Annotated in this window: 15 protein-coding genes; 4 read left to right on the top strand and 11 right to left on the bottom strand. The window is 73.0% G+C overall.

Features of this window, described 5'->3' with window-relative positions; genetic code table 11:
* Positions 1–12: 12 nt before the first annotated feature.
* Positions 13–1,149, top strand: a complete 1,137-nt coding sequence (locus DSM104329_RS05825) for an N-acetylglucosamine-6-phosphate deacetylase (RefSeq protein WP_259314454.1) — start codon at positions 13–15, stop codon at positions 1,147–1,149.
* 54 nt (positions 1,150–1,203) lie between these two features.
* Here the strand turns inward: DSM104329_RS05825 and DSM104329_RS05820 are convergent, their stop codons facing one another.
* The 3 genes from DSM104329_RS05820 to DSM104329_RS05810 all read right to left on the bottom strand — a co-directional run bounded on the left by DSM104329_RS05820 (position 1,204) and on the right by DSM104329_RS05810 (position 4,244).
* Positions 1,204–2,232 carry a lysylphosphatidylglycerol synthase transmembrane domain-containing protein gene (locus DSM104329_RS05820; RefSeq protein ID WP_259314453.1) on the bottom strand — a complete coding sequence of 343 codons (1,029 nt, stop codon included), beginning with the start codon at positions 2,230–2,232 and terminating at the stop codon, positions 1,204–1,206.
* A 76-nt stretch (positions 2,233–2,308) separates the two neighbouring features.
* Positions 2,309–3,502 (bottom strand): CynX/NimT family MFS transporter, encoded by a 1,194-nt coding sequence (locus tag DSM104329_RS05815; RefSeq protein ID WP_259314452.1) that lies wholly within the window; start codon positions 3,500–3,502, stop codon positions 2,309–2,311.
* Between the two features lie 4 nt (positions 3,503–3,506).
* On the bottom strand, positions 3,507–4,244 hold the full coding sequence (locus DSM104329_RS05810; protein WP_259314451.1) for a MerR family transcriptional regulator: 738 nt from the start codon (positions 4,242–4,244) through the stop codon (positions 3,507–3,509).
* A gap of 62 nt (positions 4,245–4,306) precedes the next feature.
* Here DSM104329_RS05810 and DSM104329_RS05805 point away from each other — a divergent pair, with 62 nt between their 5' ends.
* Positions 4,307–6,172 (top strand): hypothetical protein, encoded by a 1,866-nt coding sequence (locus DSM104329_RS05805; RefSeq protein ID WP_259314450.1) that lies wholly within the window; start codon positions 4,307–4,309, stop codon positions 6,170–6,172.
* Here DSM104329_RS05805 and DSM104329_RS05800 read toward each other — a convergent pair.
* The gene (locus DSM104329_RS05800; RefSeq protein ID WP_259314449.1) at positions 6,118–6,513 is read right to left on the bottom strand and encodes an HIT family protein; all 396 of its coding nucleotides are present in this window, start codon (positions 6,511–6,513) and stop codon (positions 6,118–6,120) included. The two genes, DSM104329_RS05805 and DSM104329_RS05800, sit on opposite strands and share 55 nt — an antisense overlap.
* Positions 6,514–6,540: 27 nt before the next feature.
* Here DSM104329_RS05800 and budA point away from each other — a divergent pair, with 27 nt between their 5' ends.
* Positions 6,541–7,320 carry an acetolactate decarboxylase gene (budA, locus tag DSM104329_RS05795; protein WP_259314448.1) on the top strand — a complete coding sequence of 260 codons (780 nt, stop codon included), beginning with the start codon at positions 6,541–6,543 and terminating at the stop codon, positions 7,318–7,320.
* Here budA and DSM104329_RS05790 read toward each other — a convergent pair.
* A complete protein-coding gene (locus DSM104329_RS05790) occupies positions 7,317–9,095 on the bottom strand; it encodes a beta-propeller domain-containing protein (protein WP_259314447.1) in 1,779 nt (592 codons plus the stop codon). The genes budA and DSM104329_RS05790 overlap by 4 nt on opposite strands.
* Before the next feature lie 59 nt (positions 9,096–9,154).
* On the opposite strand from DSM104329_RS05790, the gene DSM104329_RS05785 reads away from it, so the two are divergent.
* Positions 9,155–9,661, top strand: coding sequence for a PH domain-containing protein (locus tag DSM104329_RS05785; protein ID WP_259314446.1), 507 nt, complete (start codon positions 9,155–9,157; stop codon positions 9,659–9,661).
* 53 nt (positions 9,662–9,714) lie between these two features.
* Here DSM104329_RS05785 and DSM104329_RS05780 read toward each other — a convergent pair whose 3' ends face one another.
* From DSM104329_RS05780 to DSM104329_RS05755, 6 genes are all read right to left on the bottom strand, one after another.
* Complete coding sequence (locus DSM104329_RS05780) at positions 9,715–10,497, bottom strand: hypothetical protein (RefSeq protein WP_259314445.1); 783 nt, start codon at positions 10,495–10,497, stop codon at positions 9,715–9,717.
* A 189-nt stretch (positions 10,498–10,686) separates the two neighbouring features.
* The gene (locus tag DSM104329_RS05775; protein WP_259314444.1) at positions 10,687–11,124 is read right to left on the bottom strand and encodes an STAS domain-containing protein; all 438 of its coding nucleotides are present in this window, start codon (positions 11,122–11,124) and stop codon (positions 10,687–10,689) included.
* Positions 11,121–11,675, bottom strand: coding sequence for a universal stress protein (locus DSM104329_RS05770; RefSeq protein ID WP_259314443.1), 555 nt, complete (start codon positions 11,673–11,675; stop codon positions 11,121–11,123). The genes DSM104329_RS05775 and DSM104329_RS05770 overlap by 4 nt, the downstream gene beginning before the upstream one ends.
* A 334-nt stretch (positions 11,676–12,009) precedes the next feature.
* Positions 12,010–12,708 carry an RNA polymerase sigma factor gene (locus DSM104329_RS05765; RefSeq protein WP_259314442.1) on the bottom strand — a complete coding sequence of 233 codons (699 nt, stop codon included), beginning with the start codon at positions 12,706–12,708 and terminating at the stop codon, positions 12,010–12,012.
* Positions 12,709–13,121: 413 nt separating this feature from the next.
* Positions 13,122–13,808 (bottom strand): response regulator transcription factor, encoded by a 687-nt coding sequence (locus tag DSM104329_RS05760; RefSeq protein WP_259314441.1) that lies wholly within the window; start codon positions 13,806–13,808, stop codon positions 13,122–13,124.
* A complete protein-coding gene (locus tag DSM104329_RS05755; protein WP_259314440.1) occupies positions 13,805–16,435 on the bottom strand; it encodes a GAF domain-containing protein in 2,631 nt (876 codons plus the stop codon). The genes DSM104329_RS05760 and DSM104329_RS05755 overlap by 4 nt, the downstream gene beginning before the upstream one ends.
* Positions 16,436–16,651: the final 216 nt, after the last annotated feature.

The following is a 16,651-nucleotide window of genomic DNA, read 5'->3' as shown; positions in this document are numbered from 1 at the left end:
AGAACCCCGTCCATGCGGCTCGGCGTGGCGCAGGCGGTGGTGGGCCCGGCGATCATCCCGGGCGACGTCGTCGTGGCCGGCGGGCGCATCGCCGCGCTCGGTGCGACGCCGGCCGGAGCGAGCGGGACGGCCGCGCCCGGGTTCGTCGACCTGCAGGTCAACGGATTCGGCGGCGTCGACTTCCTCACGAGCGATCCGGCCGGCTGGCGGCGGGCCGCCCGCGCCATCGCCGCGACCGGCGTCACCGCCTACCAGCCGACGTTCGTCACGGCCCCGCCCGAGGACCTGCGCCGGGCGCTGGAGGTCGCCGCGGCGGTCACGGACCCGCCCGAGGCGCTGCCCCGCCTGCTCGGCGTCCACCTCGAAGGGCCGTTCCTCTCGCCCCGGTGGCCCGGCGCCCATCCGCCGCAGCACCTGCGCCCGCCGGACCTCGCCCTCGTCGAGGAGCTGCGCGCCGCCGGTCCGGTCTCCCACGTCACGCTCGCACCCGAGCTGCCCGGCGCCCTGGAGCTGATCGCGGCACTGGCCGCACGCGGCGTCACCGTCGCCATCGGCCACACCGACGCCGGCGCCGCCACGTGCCGCGCCGCCTTCGACCGCGGCGCCCGCGCCCTGACGCATGTCCACAACGCCCACCGCCGCTTCGCCGCGCGCGATCCCGGGCCGGCCGGCGCGGCGCTCGCGCATCCGGCCGTCACCGTCACGGCGATCGTCGACGGCCACCACCTCGCGCCGGAGACCGCTGCGATCGCCTGGCGGGCTGCGGGCCGCCGCTTCGCCCTCGTCACCGACGCGATCGCCGCCGCCCGCCCCGCCACCGGCGGCGGCACCTCCGTCCGCACGGGGCCCCGGGCCAGCGCGATCGCCGGCCGCATGGTCGCCGTCGGCCCGGCCGGCGACGCGCGGCTGCCCGACGGGCGCCTCGCCGGATCCACCCTCACGATGGACGCGGCCGTGCGCGGTCTCTGCGCGCTCGGCGCCACGCTGCCGGAGGCCGTCCACGCCGCCGCCCGCGCCCCCGCGCTGCTCGCGGGGCGCCCCGAGCTCGGGCTCCTGGCGGTCGGCGCGCCCGCCGACGTCGTGGTGCTCGACGATGCGCTCAGCGTCCGCCGGGTGCTCCTGTCGGGCCGCGAAGCCGCGGCCGGCTGATCCCGCGCAGGCGGCGGTCGGGCCGGTCGCCGCGGGATGGCTCGATCGACTGGCCTACGCGAGATCCGGCTGCGGATCGGCGTCCCCGGGTTCGGTATCGCCGCCATACCGGCGGCGATGCATGATCCACGCCGCCAGCCCGGCGGGCAGCGGCAGCCAGTAGCTCGCGAGCCGGTAGGCGAGCGAGACGACGACGGCCGCGCCGCCCGGCACGCCCGCGAGCGCGAGCGTGCCGGTCAGCCCCGCCTCGACGAACCCGAGCCCGCCCGGCGTCAGCGGGATCTGGCTGAGGAGCTGCGCGGCGACGAACGCCAGTAGCACGAGCGACGGCCGCGGGATGGTCGTGCCGACCGCGGCGAGCGCCGCCACCAGCGCGAGGTAGTCGAAGAACCACCGCCCCATCGTGGCCAGCAGCGCCTCCCACCAGCGCGCACCGAGCACCCCGAGGATCAGGTCGCGCTCGGCCAGCAGCCGCCCGGGCAGGTTGGTCATCGGCTCGCGCCGGTGCCACACCCGGTTGCGGATGCGCTGCACGACCCGTCCCACCCACGCCAGCGTGCCGTCCACCGACAGCAGCACGGCGCCCACGGCGAACATCGCGGCGAACAGGACCATGCCGGCGAGCGCCGCGATCACGAGGTGGTTGCTCGTCGAGACCACGCCGCGGATGACCGCGGGCAGCGCGAACACGGGCAGGGCGAGCAAGACGGCGAACACGAGCAGCGACGACGCCGTCAGCCCGGACGCCGCCGTGCCCCCCGGCGTGCCCGACTGCACGAGCATCTTGTACTGCAGCGCCCCCGCCGCCGCGCCCCCGCCGGGCACGATGCGGCCGAACGCGTTGCCGGCCAGCTGCGAGGTCGCGACCGCGTACGTGTCGTCCGTGCGCAGCGCGAGGCGCTGGAGGACCCACAGCGCCACGAAGCTCAGCGCCTCGGCGACCACCATCGCGATGAACCACAGCGGCTCGAGAGTCTTCAGCTGCGGCCAGGCCGACAGCACCTGGAGCAGGCTCGGGAAGACCAGGTAGAGCGAGATCCCCGTGACCAGGAGCAGCAGGACCGTGCGCGGGACTCGACCCATCCCGCCGACCGTACCCGCCCGCGGTCAGCCGAGCGCGCGGCGGCTGACGAAGATCGGGGGCGCGTCGGTCACGCGCTCAGCATGCCAACTGCTCGTCGGGCTCCGGCCGGCCCCGGACGAAGCCGCGACGCGACGCGGGCAGGCCGCAGGCCAGCAGCGCGAGGGTCACCATGAGCATGACGACGATCGGCGCGTCCCAGCCGCCGGTCAGGTCGTGCAGCGCCCCGGCCAGGAACGGTCCGGACGCCGCCAGCAGGTAGCCGAAGCCCTGGACCATCCCGGACAACGCCGTCGCGTGCGGGGCGTCGGGAGTGCGCAGCACGATCAGCGTCAGGGCGAGCGCGAACGTCGACCCCTGCGCCACCCCCAGGAACACCATCCACACGGCCGGCGCCGAGCCCGGGGCCACGAGAAGGCCGCCCCAGCCGAGCAGCCAGAACGCGACGCCCAGCACGATCATCGGCCGCTGGTCGGCCATGCGCATGGCGATCATCGGCGCGGCGAGCCCTGCCGGGATCCCGACGAGCGCCTCCAGCGACAGCATCGCTCCGGCGCCACCGGCGTCCAGTCCCGCGGCGCGCAGGATGTCGGGCACCCACGCGAGCGTCACGTAGAACAGCAGCGACTGCAGGCCGAACGTGATCGTGACCGCCCACGCGAGCGGATCGCCGAGCAGGCGGACCCGCGGCGGTCGCGGACCGTCGTGCTCGCCGCGCGCCGCCCACACCGCCGGGACCCACATGACGAACGCGACGACCGCGGCGATGCCCCAGAGCGCGATCGCGTCCCACCATGAGCCGACCGCACGCTCGAGGGGAACCGAGAGCCCGGCGGCCACCGCGGCGCCGCTGATGAGCATCATGCTGTAGAGGCCCATCATCGTCCCGGGCCGCGGGTAGTCGCGCTTGATCACGATCGGCACGAGCACATTCGCCACCGCGATGCCCACGCCGATGAGCAGCGTGCCGAGGAAGAACGGCGCCACCTCGACGACGAGGCGCACCGCCGTGCCGGCGATGATGAAGCCGAGACAGGCCAGCAGGCCGCCCTCCGGACCCAGCCGCCGGGCGACCGCGGGCGCCGCCGCGGCCGCGCCTCCGAAGCACAGCAGCGGCAGGGTGGTCAGCAGGCCGGCCGCCGTGTTCGACAGCCCGAGCGTGGCGCGGATGTCGTCGAGGAGCGGGCCGATGCCGGCGATCGGCAGGCGCAGGTTGAGCGCCACGAGCAGCAGCGCCGCTCCGACCCAGAGCGGGGTGCGGCGCGAGGTCATCGGGTCAGCCGCGCCCGGCCGCGGGCTTGGCGATCTCCTCGCCGAACGCCTTCTCGACCGCTCGCGTCATGACCTGCTGGAAGCCCGCGAGCAGCGCCTCGGAGGCCAGCGGGCGCAGCCGCTCGACCGCCGCGGCCGCCGCCGCCCACCGCTCCGGCGTCGCGCCCTCCTGGTCGACCCGCCGCAGCACGTCCTCGCGGAACAGCCGGATGAAGGCATCGGCGACGCTCTGCGAGCTGCGGTTGATCTGCTCGACCACCGCGAGCGCGTGGTCGAGCGGGACGCCGAGCGCGACGACCTCCTCGCCTGCGCGCATCAGCGCCGGGCTCGGGACCTCGTAGCGGTCGTCGCCCAGCGCGACGATGAGGCCGAGCTTCTCCGCCCGGGCGATGAGCTTGGGCTCCCAGCGGCCGCCGAAGCGCTCCGTGAGCCCGGCGCGGTCGAGGTACTCAGGCTCCTCGGCGCCGAACGGCGACAGCACCGAGCGCGTGAAGCCGAGCATCTCGCTGCCGGCGTCCGCGTTGTGCTCGATGAGGCGGCCGATCGCCCTGAGGTTGAAGCCCTCGGCCTGCATCTCGCGGATGAGCTCGAGCCGGGCGATGTGCTCCGGCCCGTAGTAGCCCGTCCGCGCGCGGACGACCGGCGGCGGCAGCAGCCCGCGCGACTGGTGCGCGCGGATGTTGCGGACGGTCACGCCGGTGCGGCGCGCCAGCTCGTCGATCGTCAGCTCCTCGTCGGTCACCCGGCAGACCTTATCCCTGGCGACGGCGTTTGACGTTACATCAACTCGTGTATCATCGAATCATGTCCATCCTCATGCACGCCGCTGCCTCGCCGGCCGGCGGGGCGGCGCTCGGCCAGGTCGCGGTCGCGACGGCCGCGGCGACCGCCGTCACCGTGACGATGCTCTGGCTGGCCATCGGCCACCGCAGCGGGCGCATCCGCGGGATCGGCCGGCTCGCCGCGTACGGCGAGCGCGTCTCCGGGCTGCCGGGCTGGGCGGTCGTCCCCTCCGCCATCGTCGGCGTGTCCCTGCTCATCGCGCTGTTCGGCATGTACTGGGACATCTCCCTGCACATCGACAACGGGCGCGACGCGGGGCCCCTGGCCAACCCGGCCCACTACCTCATCCTCTTCGGCCTCTTCGGCGTCCTGTTCGCCGCCGTCGCCGCGATCGCGCTGCCGCAGGGCGCGGTCGGCCGCACCGGCGTGCGCATCGCCCCCGGCTGGTTCGCCCCCACCGGCGGGATCGTCCTGCTGCTGTGCGCCGGCTTCGCCCTCACCGGCTTCCCGCTCGACGACGTCTGGCACCGCCTGTTCGGCCAGGACGTCACGCTCTGGGGCCCGACGCACCTCATGCTCATCGGCGGCGCATCGCTGGCGACGATCGGCGCGCTCGTCCTGACGTCAGAGGGGCTGACCGCCCGCGGGAGCGACGGCCCGCGCCGCGCGCCGACCGCGGTCCAGCGCCGCACGCAGCGCCTGCGCACCGCCCTGCTCGCCGGCGGCCTGCTCGTCGCGCTGTCGACCCTGCAGGGCGAGTTCGACTTCGGCGTCCCGCAGTTCCGCCTCCTCTTCCATCCGGTGCTCATCGCGCTGGCGGCGAGCGTCGCGCTCGTCGTCGCGCGCATCAGCCTCGGGCGCGGCGGAGCGCTGGCCGCGGTGGCGAGCTTCCTCGTGATGCGCGGGCTGATCGCGCTGCTCGTCGGCCCCATGCTCGGCCAGACGATGCCGCACTTCCCGCTCTACGCCGCTGAGGCGCTCGTCGTCGAGCTCGTGGCGTGGCGGATCGGACGCGACCGGCCGCTCGTGCTCGGCGCCGTGTCCGGCCTGGGCATCGGCACGGTCGGGCTCGCCGCCGAGTGGGGCTGGACGCACGTGTTCATGCCGCTGGCCTGGCCGCCGCATGTCATGGCCGAGGCGTTCGCCGTCGGCACGATCGCCGCGGCGGCCGGCGGCGTCCTCGGCGGCTGGATCGGCGCGGCGGTGACGCCGAGCGTTCCGCTGCCCCGCCGTGCCGGCCGCGCCGCGCTCGCCGGGTTCGCCGTCGTCCTGGCCGCGGTCGCCTGGACCCTGCCGATCGGCGCCGGCGACGGCACCCGCGCCGTCGTCACGCTGCGCGAGCTGACCGGCGGGCCGCAGCGCACCGTGCAGGCCACCGCGCGCCTGGATCCCGCGGGCGCGGCCGACGGCGCCGACTGGTTCGTGCAGACCTCCTGGCAGGGCGGCGGGTCGGTGATCGAGCCATTGCGCGAGGTCTCCCCCGGCGTCTGGCGGACCACCGCACCCATGCCCGTGCACGGCGACTGGAAGAGCGAGCTGCGCCTGCACACCGGCCACGACATCACCGGCGTGCCGGTCTACTTCCCTGCGGACCCGGCGATCCCCGCGCCCGCGGTCGCCGCGCCGGACCGCTTCGAGCGGACGTTCGTCCTCGACAAGCAACTGCTGCAGCGCGAGCAGAAGGGCGGCGTGCCCGGCTGGCTCCAGACGTCCGCCTACCTCGCCGTGCTGGCGATCGCGCTGGCGATGGCCGCGGCGCTCGCATGGGCGCTGGGCCGGCTGCGGCGGGTGTCGAGCGCGGACTCCGGCGAGGACGACGGCCGCTTCAGCCGTCAGCCGTCGATGCGCGCGCGGAGCCGCTCGGCGAGCGCGGCCAGCTCGTCCTGATCGGCGGGCTTGGCGAGCCGGAAGTCGATGTCGTGGACGTTGTCGAGCGGCACGAGGTGCACGTGCGCGTGCGGCACCTCGATGCCGACGACGGCGACGCCGACCCGCGCCGCGCCCGACTCGGCCTTGATCGCCGCGGCGACCGGCCTGGCGAACACGAACAGGTCGCCGAGGAGGTCGTCGGGCAGGTCGAACAGCTCGTCGATCTCCTGCTTGGGGATCACGAGCGCGTGGCCGGCGCGGATCGGCCGGATGTCGAGGAAGGCGAGGAAGCGGTCGTCCTCGCGCAGCTTGTGGGCCGGGATCTCCCCGGCGATGATGCGGCTGAAGATCGAGGGCACGGCCGCGAGGCTACCGTGCGCCGGGCCATGGACGACCACCGCCACCTGGTCCGCGCGCTGCACGTGCAGGCGCTGCGCCACGCCGACCTGCACCCCGAGCACGACCCGCACGTCGTCTTTCAGACCTCGACGATCGGCGCGCTGCTCGACGGCGCCTACGACGGGGACGTGACGGTCGGCGAGGTGCTCGAGCACGGCGACCTCGGCCTGGGCACGCTCGACGCGCTCGACGGCGAGCTGATCGTCGTCGACGGGGTCGCCCGCGCCGCGCGCGTCGACGGCACGCTGCGGCCCGTGCCGGCGGCCGAGCGCACGCCGTTCGCGGTCGTCATCCCGTTCGCGGCCGACGTGCGGGTCGCGGTCGACGGGCCGCGGACGCTGGCCGAGCTGCTCGAGATCGCCGACGCGCACCTCCCCGGCGGCCCGTCGATCGTCCACGCGGTGCGCGTCGACGGCCGCTTCGAGCGCATGCGCGCGCGGTCGGTCCCCCGCCAGCAGCCCCCGTACCGGCCGCTCGCCGAGGTGATCGCCGAGCAACAGGTCTTCGAGCTGCACGACGTCGACGCGACGCTCGTCGGCTTCCGCTTCCCGGCCGACGCCGACGCGCTGAACGTCACCGGCCACCACCTGCACGCCGCCGATGCAGCGCGCGAGCGCGGCGGCCACGTCTTCGACTGCGTGCTGCTCGAGGGCGAGCTGCAGATCGACCACTCCTCCGACGTGCACGCCGAACTGCCGCCCGGGGTGCGCATCGCGACGACGGCCGCGCAGGCCGCCGCGGTCGCCGCCGCCGAGCGCGAGCGCTAGCGCGCCGCGCCGAACGCGACGAAGCCCCGCTCGGCGAGCGAGTCGAGCGACGCGACCACGACGCCGTCGCCGCACAGCGCGAAGAGCCGGTCGCCGACAACCGTGACGCGGTCCACCGGCGACCCGGCGTGCGCGATGCGCCCGACCTCGGCGATCTCGCCGTCCCCCAGGCGCAGCCCGAGCGCGCCGGGGTCCTCGCCGGTCAGCGGCAGCACGGCGAGCCGGGTCGCCGGCCACCAGAGGAACGCATGGTGGTCGTACTCGGCCTGCGCGGAGTCGGCCGAGCCGAGCGCGTGCTGCGCGAGGCGGCGCGGCTGCGCCGGGTCCGACACGTCGAACAGCGAGGCCTGCGCGCCCTTCAGCCGCCCGCCCGCGGTGGCGTCGCGGCCGACCCCGAGCAGGCGGCCGTCGCCGACCGGGTGCAGGTAGGCCGAGTAGCCGAGCAGCTCGAGCTCGCCGGCGACCCGGGGCGCGGCGGGATCGGAGAGGTCGATCGTGAAGAGCGGGTCGGTCTGGCGGAAGGTCACGACGTAGCCGACCGGGCCGATGAAGCGCACCGCGTGGATGCGCTCGCCGCGGCCGATGCCGCCGACCTGCCCGAGCTGCGTGAGCCGGCCATCGCGCTGGGCCAGGGTCGTCACGAAGCTCTGCTGCGCGTCGCCGCCGTCGCCGGTGCTCGCGGCTCGCAGGACGCCGCCGTCCTCCGACAGCGAGAACTGGCCGAGCAGGGCCCCCGGCACGCTGCCGCTCGCCGCGTAGGTCGTGCTGCGCGGGTCGGAGGTGTCGAAGCGGTGGATGCTCGTCGTCGCGCCGACGGTCGCATCGGCCGGCGACGGCGCGTAGCGCCGGGTCGCGACGTACAGCGACCCCGCCGAGGCGTAGACGGTGTCGCCGTCGGTCATGAGCGCGTCCGCGTCGACCGCCGGCAGGCCGCGCTCGAGGTCGATGGTCAGCACGGAGAGCATCCCGGCGCCGGCGAACGCCCGCGGACGGCGCACGGCGCGGCACGGCAGCAGCCGGCGGGTGCGCGCCGCGCCGGCGGTGCCGCGGCGCAGCGTCGCGCGCGGCATCCAGCCGGCGGCCCTGGCGCGGGCGACGGGGTCGACGTAGCCGCGCGGCGACGACGAGACGACGACCCGCGCCGTGGCGCCGTGGAGGCGGGCGCCGACCGAGAGTCCGTCCACGGTCATCGTGCGCACGACGCGCATCGCGGCGGGGTCGCGGACGTCGACCTCCGTGAGGACGGTCTGCGGCGGCTGGTAGGGCGGCAGGACGTCCGTCACGGGGGCGCCCGGCCCCGGCCGCACCGGACGCGGCAGCGGGAACGGCTGGTCCTGGGCGCGGGAGATGACCAGCGCGCGCCCCTCGTGGAGCAGCAGCTGGTGGTCGCCGCCGGCCGGCAGCGCGACCGACCCGAGCAGCCGTGCCGGGGCCGCGGCGGCGTCGATCGCCTGCAGGCGGCCCCGCCCGATCACGAACAGCGTGCGGCCGTCGGTCTTGACGATGTCGGGCTCGTCGATGCCCGCCTCCTGCACGTTGGTCTGCGAGACGTCCGGGGCGGCGGAGGGCTGGGTCTCGGCCGACGGCGCGCCGTCGGGCGTCCCGCTCGCGGACGGCGGGGGTATGACGCCGATGCGCCCGGCCGGGGGAGCGTGCGCGGCGGCGTAGCGCACGAGCCCGGCGCAGGAATCGAACGCGCGCAGACGCGGGGCGGCCTGCGCAGGCGTCGCCGCGAGCGCGAACAACCCCGCAAGCATCGCGAACCGGCCCCTCACGACAAGGACGCTACCGACGCTGGCGACCCGCCGCAGCGGGACGTAGACTCGCCCCCGCCATGGACATGCATGCTGACGAAGAGGTCATCTACGAGGGCCACCCCTCGTGGCGGTCGACGTTCGCCTTCTACTTCAAGGGCGCGCTCTTCGCGGTGGTGGCGGCGGCAGTCGCCGCGGTGGTCACGCTCATCGCCGACAGCATCGACTGGGTGATCGTCGTCCTGGTCTTCGCGGTCGTGATGGCGCTGACGATCCTCGTCGGGTTCGTCCGGCGCATGTTCACCGTCTACACGATCACGAACCAGCGGCTGCGCATCCAGCGCGGGATCATCTCGCGCAACGTCCAGCAGACGCGCATCGAGCGCGTGCAGAACGTCAACACCGACCAGGGCGTGATCGATCGCATCCTGCAGGTCGGCGCCGTGGACTTCGACACCGCCGGAACGACGGACGCCGACTTCCGCTTCGACGGGGTCGGCAACCCGGAGGACGTCATCGCCGCGGTCGACCGGGCGCAGCGCGAGCACAGCCGGCTCGTCGGCGGACAGCCGACCGACGGCCTCTAGCGAACGCGCCGTCGCCGCGCATCGAGTTGGCCATCGGGCCCCCGGGGCACGGGTCACTGGCGCGGGCGCAGCGAGCGCAACCGCAGCTCATAGCGCTCGCGGTAGAGCACGCGCCTGCCGATCGGCGTGTCGCTCCGGTTGTCGACGTCCGCGCGGACGCGGACGGGCAGGCCGGTGCCGCGGGCCAGCCAGAGGTCGACGGTCCCCGTGCCATCGGTCCTGCCGGCCATCGTCGTCGCGACGCGCAGATGCGCCGCGAGGACCTCCTCCCCACCGACCCGGATGCGCTCGGCGCCGACCGCGCGCACGCGGTCCGTGCGCGTCGTGCCGTCGCGGACGCAGACGATCGTCACCCGGTCGGCGCGCGGCGTGAGCGCCAGTGCGCCGCCCGAGCAGCGGTACGTGCGGGTGTCGGTGCGGCCGTAGAAGGAGTGCACGTCCTCGAACCGGGTCGGGCGCAGCGCGTCGGGCCCGGCGCAGAAGGTCCAGCGCTCGCTGCGCAGGTCGAGAGCCTGCCACCGGGCGGTGAACCCGCAGCCGCCCGGGACGACCGTCATCGCGGTGGTCCTCGGGTAGTCGTGCCGGCTCGTCCCGAGCAGGTCCGCGCGCTCCCCGCCGGTGGTGGCGTACTCGTAGACGCCGGCGGCCGGGACGCGGACCCCGGCGGGCAGGCGCAGCGGCGCGCGGGCCGGCCGGTCGCCGCGGAAGCGGTCGAGCGCACGGTCGACGCTGATGGGCTCGGTGCGGTCGCGCAGCACCCACGAGCGCACGCCGAGCAGGCCGGCGACCAGGACGGCCCCGGTCGCGGCGAGCCAGACCACCGGGCGGCGGCGCATGCCGGTCAGGCTAACCGGCGGGGCGGCGCGCCCGGGGGCGCTGCGCGCGACTAAATGATCGATGCCATGGCGCTGGCTGTGGCAAAGGACATAAAAGTGCAGGTTGAAGTCGGCGGTGCCTGGACGCTCCGTCGACCCGAAGGGGCCACGATGCTCGCCGACCTCGACGCTGCTGGCGGCACGAACCGTTCAGTCTTGGCCGCGCGCATGATTCGGCCGCCGGCGGCGCTTGAGGCCGGGCCGCGCCCCCGAAATCGCTGTGGGAGACACGAACGGGAGCACGTCGAGCGTGGCGGTCAGTGCGAACAGCCGGCGTACCGCATCGGGAGCATGGACGAGCGACAGTCGCCAGCTCCCGCGGCGTGCGACCTCGCTAAGCACGAGGAGCAGCCGCAGGCCGGCACAGTCCATGAAGACCAGCCCGCGCAGGTCGATCACCACGTGGGAGAACCCCGCGGTCACCGCGTCCTCGACACCCGCGCGCAGCTGGGCGGTGGTGGTAACGTCGAGCTCTCCGACGAGCCTCAGCTGCACGGCTTCGCGGTGCGGCCGGATGCGCACTTCGAACGGTGGGGGGCCGACCGCCGGAGACCGCTCCGGCGGCGAGATCGCGATGGTTCCGATCATCGCGACCGCACCTCCCGCCGCTCGCGCTGGAGCGGTGCCACACCGGTGGACATCGACCCGCTGGCCGATGTCCGAGGGGCGCGAACAATGACGACCGGACAGGAAGCGTGATGGGCACATTGCTGGCTGATCGAGCCGAGCAGGAGGCCGGCGAGTCCGCCGTGCCCGCGGGATCCGACAACGAGGAGATCGCCCTCTGTGGCGGCACCGACGAGGACCTCGGCGGCTCCTCCTTCGATCACCTGGCGTTCGATCTCGATGCCTCGAGCCTCGGTCGCGATCTCGGTTATGGCGCGGTCGAGCAACTCCTCGGCCGCTCGTCGAAGCTCGCTGATCCCCTCGCCAGAGAGGCTGCGGCTGTCGCCCATGTAGCCGTAGCCGCCGCCCGGGATGCCCGTGAAACCGATCGTCCACGCATGGACGACGCGCAGCCGGACCTTGCGCAGGCGCGCCTCGGCGGCCGCCCAGCGAAGGGCGTGACCTGCTCCGGCCGATCCGTCGACGCCGACGACCACGAGGGATGGCTGTACGGGAGTTCCGTTCTGATTCATGGTGGCTCCTTCACGGTGCGATTCGCGGCTCATCGCGTCTCTACAGTCGTTGCGTGCTCGTGGGAACTCGGGGCCGGGCATGGCCCCGGCCTTCAGAGACTCGAGCACTGCGGCACGGACGCATCGGGCGTCCGCCGACCCGACGTGCTCGCCGAGTCGTCACGTCCCGCCCAGCCGGAAGGCGGATCGCTCGCCGGAAACGACCCCGGACCGCACGCGTCAACTGGGTCGGTAGGCGGTAGCGACGGCCGAACGGGCTGATGCGCGCGAGCCGGGCGATCTCGCTCACAGGGCTCGGATGCGCAGGCTGGGCGGTTTATCGGCGGCCGTTTCATCATGCGGCGACCTGCGCGCGCAACGTGCGGCGCGCATCGTGCAGCATCTTGTAGATCGCACCGGGCGTGGTGCACAGTTCGCCCGCCAGCGTCCGGGGCGCCACGCCGTTTATCGCCACCGCCACCATCACCCTGCGCTGACGCGCTGTCAGCGAACCGGCGATTGCGGCGCTGACGGTTCGAAGCCGTTCGCGCAGCTCCACCTGATCGGCCACCGAGGCGCCCCGATCGGCCACATTCAGCAGCACGTCGGGATCACGGGCGATCCCGACGTGGTCGTGTCCGATGCGGCGGCGGATGCTCACGGGCGCCTCCAACGCGGCGAACCGCCGCGCCCACGTCCAGAACTGACTGTCGCCCCGGTAGTCCTCCAACTTTCGCAGCAGCGCCATCAGCGCATCGTCGGCCGCCTCAACGGCAAGGTCGTCGATGTCGCTGCGCGGAAACGCTGACAGCGCGCGCACCCGCAGGCGAATGTGAAACGCGGCCTCGCGCCGCAGCCGCTCATGCAGAAGGGCGATCGCCTCGCGGCGCAGCGGCTCGGTCCCGTGCAGCCGCTGCCACCACCACAGCGACTCGCCATCAAGCTGCGGGCGGTATGCGACCCCCCCACCCGGGAAGCGCAGCCTGCATTCAGCCGGCGCCTGTACCGTGTCCAGGCCCGCCGGCGCGCTCGGGGCGATCGATGCCGAGGCCATGGTCACGACCCTCTCGAAGCCGACGAACCTTCGAGCTGGGGTGCCACCGGCCTGCTCTGCACTTCGACCAGGCGCTCCACCGCCCGCCGGCGCGCCAGACAGCGCGGGCAGTGCTCCATCGACAAGAACGCTGCGCGAGGACGCATCGAGAATCCGCAATGGCGACAACCGAGAACGATCATCGGCGGGACCGCGTCGTGCGGCACGATCTCACGCTTAAGAGGATTACGCCATGTTGCTGTCCCAGCATCGAGGCTCCTTCGCTTGGCGACATTGGCAGCTGTCTGCCACGCTAAGCGGGGTCACATGGGCGATCCAGCTACCGCGCTGCCGATGCAGTGCAGATGCTGTGAGGGTTCCCTCACATGGTCAGCGCCGGCGCGGCCGTGAGCGCGACCGGCAGGCGGTTGAGCTCAGGCAGCGACCAGCTTGTAGCCGAAGCCGGGCACCGTGATGATCCGCTCGGGGTGCGCGCGGTCGCGCTCGATCTTGCTGCGCAGCGTCGAGACGTGCGCGTCGCAAGCCCGCTCATCGCCGACGTAGGTGCTCTGCCAGAGATGCTGCATGATTTCGCGGCGCGTGAACAACCGGCCCGGCTCCTCGGCGAGCAGCGCGAGCAGCTTGTACTCCGAGGGAGTGAGCGCGACCGGTCTTCCGTCGGCCACGACCTCGTGCTTGACACCATCGATACTCAGCCCGCCGAGTCGTCGCAGACCCGAGTCTCCAGTGCGGTCGAGCCGCCGCCGACGCAGGATCGCACGAACACGGCTGAGCAGTTCCACCTCCGAGAACGGCTTGGTGATGTAGTCGTCGGCGCCGATCTCGAGGCCGAGAACGCGGTCGGCTTCGGCGTCGCGGGCGGTGAGCATGATGATCGGTACCGCGCTTGTGGCGCGCAGCCGACGACAGATCTCGGTGCCCGAGAGTCCCGGCAGCATGACGTCGAGGATCACCAGATCGAATGGCTCGGCTTCGGCGACCGCAAGCGCGGCCGTGCCATCGCAGGCGCCCTGCACGTCGAATCCCTCTGCGGCGAGGGCATCGGTGACGGCGTCGAGGATCGCCTCGGTGTCCTCGACGATGAGGATGCGCTCGTTCATGCCTCCATCGTGACGTCGACAGCCGGGAGGACGATGCGAGCAGTCGTGCCCTCGCCGTGAATCGAATCGATCTCGATCCGGCCGCCGATCGCCTCGACGGCCTCCTTGGTGATCGGAAGTCCGAGCCCGAAACCGGCGCGCCGTACCTCCCTCGGGCCGCGATAGAAGCGATCGAAGAGCCTGTCGAACTCCTCGGGTGCGATACCGGAGCCTGTATCGCTGACCTCGAGCATCACGGAGTCGTCGTCGAGGAGACGGGCGCTCACGCCGATCGCGCCACTGGTGGTGTGGCGAGCGGCGTTGCTGGCCAGGTTGAGCACTGCGTGCTCCAGGAGGTCTCGGTTGCTGTGGACCACCAGGTCAGCCGGACAGTCGAGCCGCAGCTCGATGCCTGGATTGAGCGTTAGTCCGCTGACCAGCTCCTCGAGCAGCCCGCACACGGGGATCTCCTCACGTTGCGGTTCCGCCTCCCGCGTCTGCGCCCGCGCGAGCACGAGCAACGAAGACGCCAGCCGGTTCAGGCGCGCCGATTCGTGCTGGATGTGGCCGAGGAACCGGTCACGCCTCTCCGGGTCCTCGCGGGCCCCGGCCTGGAGACGCTCGATCGCGCTCGTGATCGCCGCCAGCGGAGTCCGCAGCTCGTGCGCGGCGTTGTCGATGAACTCGCGCTCGACGCGCCGGCGCTGTTCGCTCGCCGACACGTCGGTCACCACAAGAAGCACCGCCTCAGAGCCAGCCGCAGGGATCCCCATCAGGCTGAACACACGCGCTCGGTCGGGGCTGGCCACCTGGGCCTCCACGACACGTTGGTCGGCGTCGGACAGGGCGGCGACGAAGTCTGCCAGCGGGAAGCCCAACCAGGTTTCTGGCACCGGCCGTCCTTCCTTGAGCGACGCCGCGCACAACATCTGCTTCGCCGTCGAGCTGGCGAACTCGACGTGGCCGCGTGCGTCGACGCTGACCACGCCTTCGTGCAGCCGCTCGACGAGTCGGCTGAGCCTGCCCCGCCCTTCGAGCTCCGTCTCGTAGAGCTGGGCCCGCTTCAATGCCTGCGCGCATTGACGGCCGAGCGCGACGACGAACGACCGCTGCGGCTCCGAGAACCTGCGCGCCCGGGAGAAGCCGAGGAACAGCACCCCCAGGGGCTGCCCCGACACGATGAGCGGAATGTGCGCCCCGGCCCTGGCGCGCGTGCCAGCTCCCGCGTCGCGCATGTGGGGGTAGCCGTCCAGGTCGGGGTAGTGCTCGCGAATGTCCTCGTTCGACTCGATGAACACCGGCTCGAGCGTGCGCAGCGCGTCGCCGCTCGGCACCCTCAGATCACTGGGGAACCGGCGCCACCCGGCTTCGATCAGTGCCCGGTCCGAGCCTTTTCCACAGACGACCTCGAGCATCGTGCCGTCGGCGCTGAGCAACTGAAGCGCGCTGGCGTCGGCGTCGATGCTCGCGATCCCCTCGGTCACGACGACCTCGGCCACCTCCGCGCACGTCAGCGCGGCCGCCAGTTCGGCCGCGAGGCGCTGCAGGCGCGTCGTTTGCTCGATCGCCAGCTCGGCGGCTGCCCGGGCCTGCCGCTCGGCCTCGTAGAGCCGTGCGCGCTCGAGCGCCTGGTCACATGGATCCGCGAGGGCGGTCAGAAGCTCACGATCCTCACCGTCGAACGTCCGAGCGTCCGCGAAGGTCAGCGCCATCACCCCGATCGGCCCATCAAACCCATGCAGCGGGACGAACACGACCGCCTGATGCCCGGACTCCTCGTGCAGTGACGCGAACTCCGACGACGCCGCCCGCAGCTCGGCGGCCGACTCGAAATACCCCTCCACGCCGGAGCGAAAGACCACGGCGTCGGGAAGCTGGCTCATAATCGGAACAAGCGAGTACGAACGCGCAAAGCGTTCTGACGTGCCTGCTGTCGCGACAAGACGGAGATGGCTTGCGTCAGCCGTCAGGAGCCGCACGAAGCCGCCGTCGGCGCCGACCGCCACAGCACCCTGGCCGAGCATCACCTCCGCAACCACCGTGGGCGTCAGCGCTCGCGACAGTGCCGCGGTGAGAGCTTGGAGGCGGCCAATGCGCTCGGCCGCTCGCTCGGCGCGGCGTCGGGCCTCCTGTTCGGACTTGTGCAGTGCAGCGTTATCGATCGCCAGCGCCGCGCGCCGCGCCAGATCCTCGGCGATCTCGAGGTCTTCCTCGGTGAACCGCTTGCTTGACTCAGCGTTTGCGAGCAGGATCGTTCCCAACACTCGTCCTCGTGTCCGCAACGGCACGGCCAGCAGCGACCGAAGCCCAAGCTCGTGCAGCATGCGCAGATGATCCGCGGTCTGAGCGACGCTCTGCAGGAACCCTTCCGAGACATCGGACACCAGCTCCGGCCTGCCGGTCTTGAGCAGACGTCGCGATAGATCCGGACGGTCGGCGGTGGGCGGATAGAGCTGCCACATCTGCTCCGCGAGTGCGCGCTTGCGCGGATCATCATGCGCGACCGCCAGCTGGGCGCACGACCCGTCCGTGTCAACCGTCTCGACGACGCACCAGTCGGCGAGGCCTGACAGCAGAAACGCGACCCTGGAGACGGTTTCGTCGTAGTCCAGGTCGATCGCCAGCAGGCGGCTTGCGTGGGTCAGCAAGCCCTCGGTCCTGTCGCGGCGCTTTGCGCCGCTGCTCTTGGACGAGACACCCGAGTGATCCGATCGCTCCGGCACACACGACCACCTCAGACACGCATTGACAGGGAGGCGATCCTAGCTCTCTGGACCGCTTCTCCGAACCGCCCGCTTGTTCCCATCCGGATGCATGCGCCCAGGAGGGCGGCTCCGAGCCAGACCGCCCCGCCACAGCGGTAG

Source organism: Capillimicrobium parvum (assembly GCF_021172045.1).
GTDB lineage: Bacteria > Actinomycetota > Thermoleophilia > Solirubrobacterales > Solirubrobacteraceae > Capillimicrobium > Capillimicrobium parvum.
Note: the sequence above shows the minus strand (reverse complement) of the source record. Positions and strands in the feature narration are given on the sequence as shown.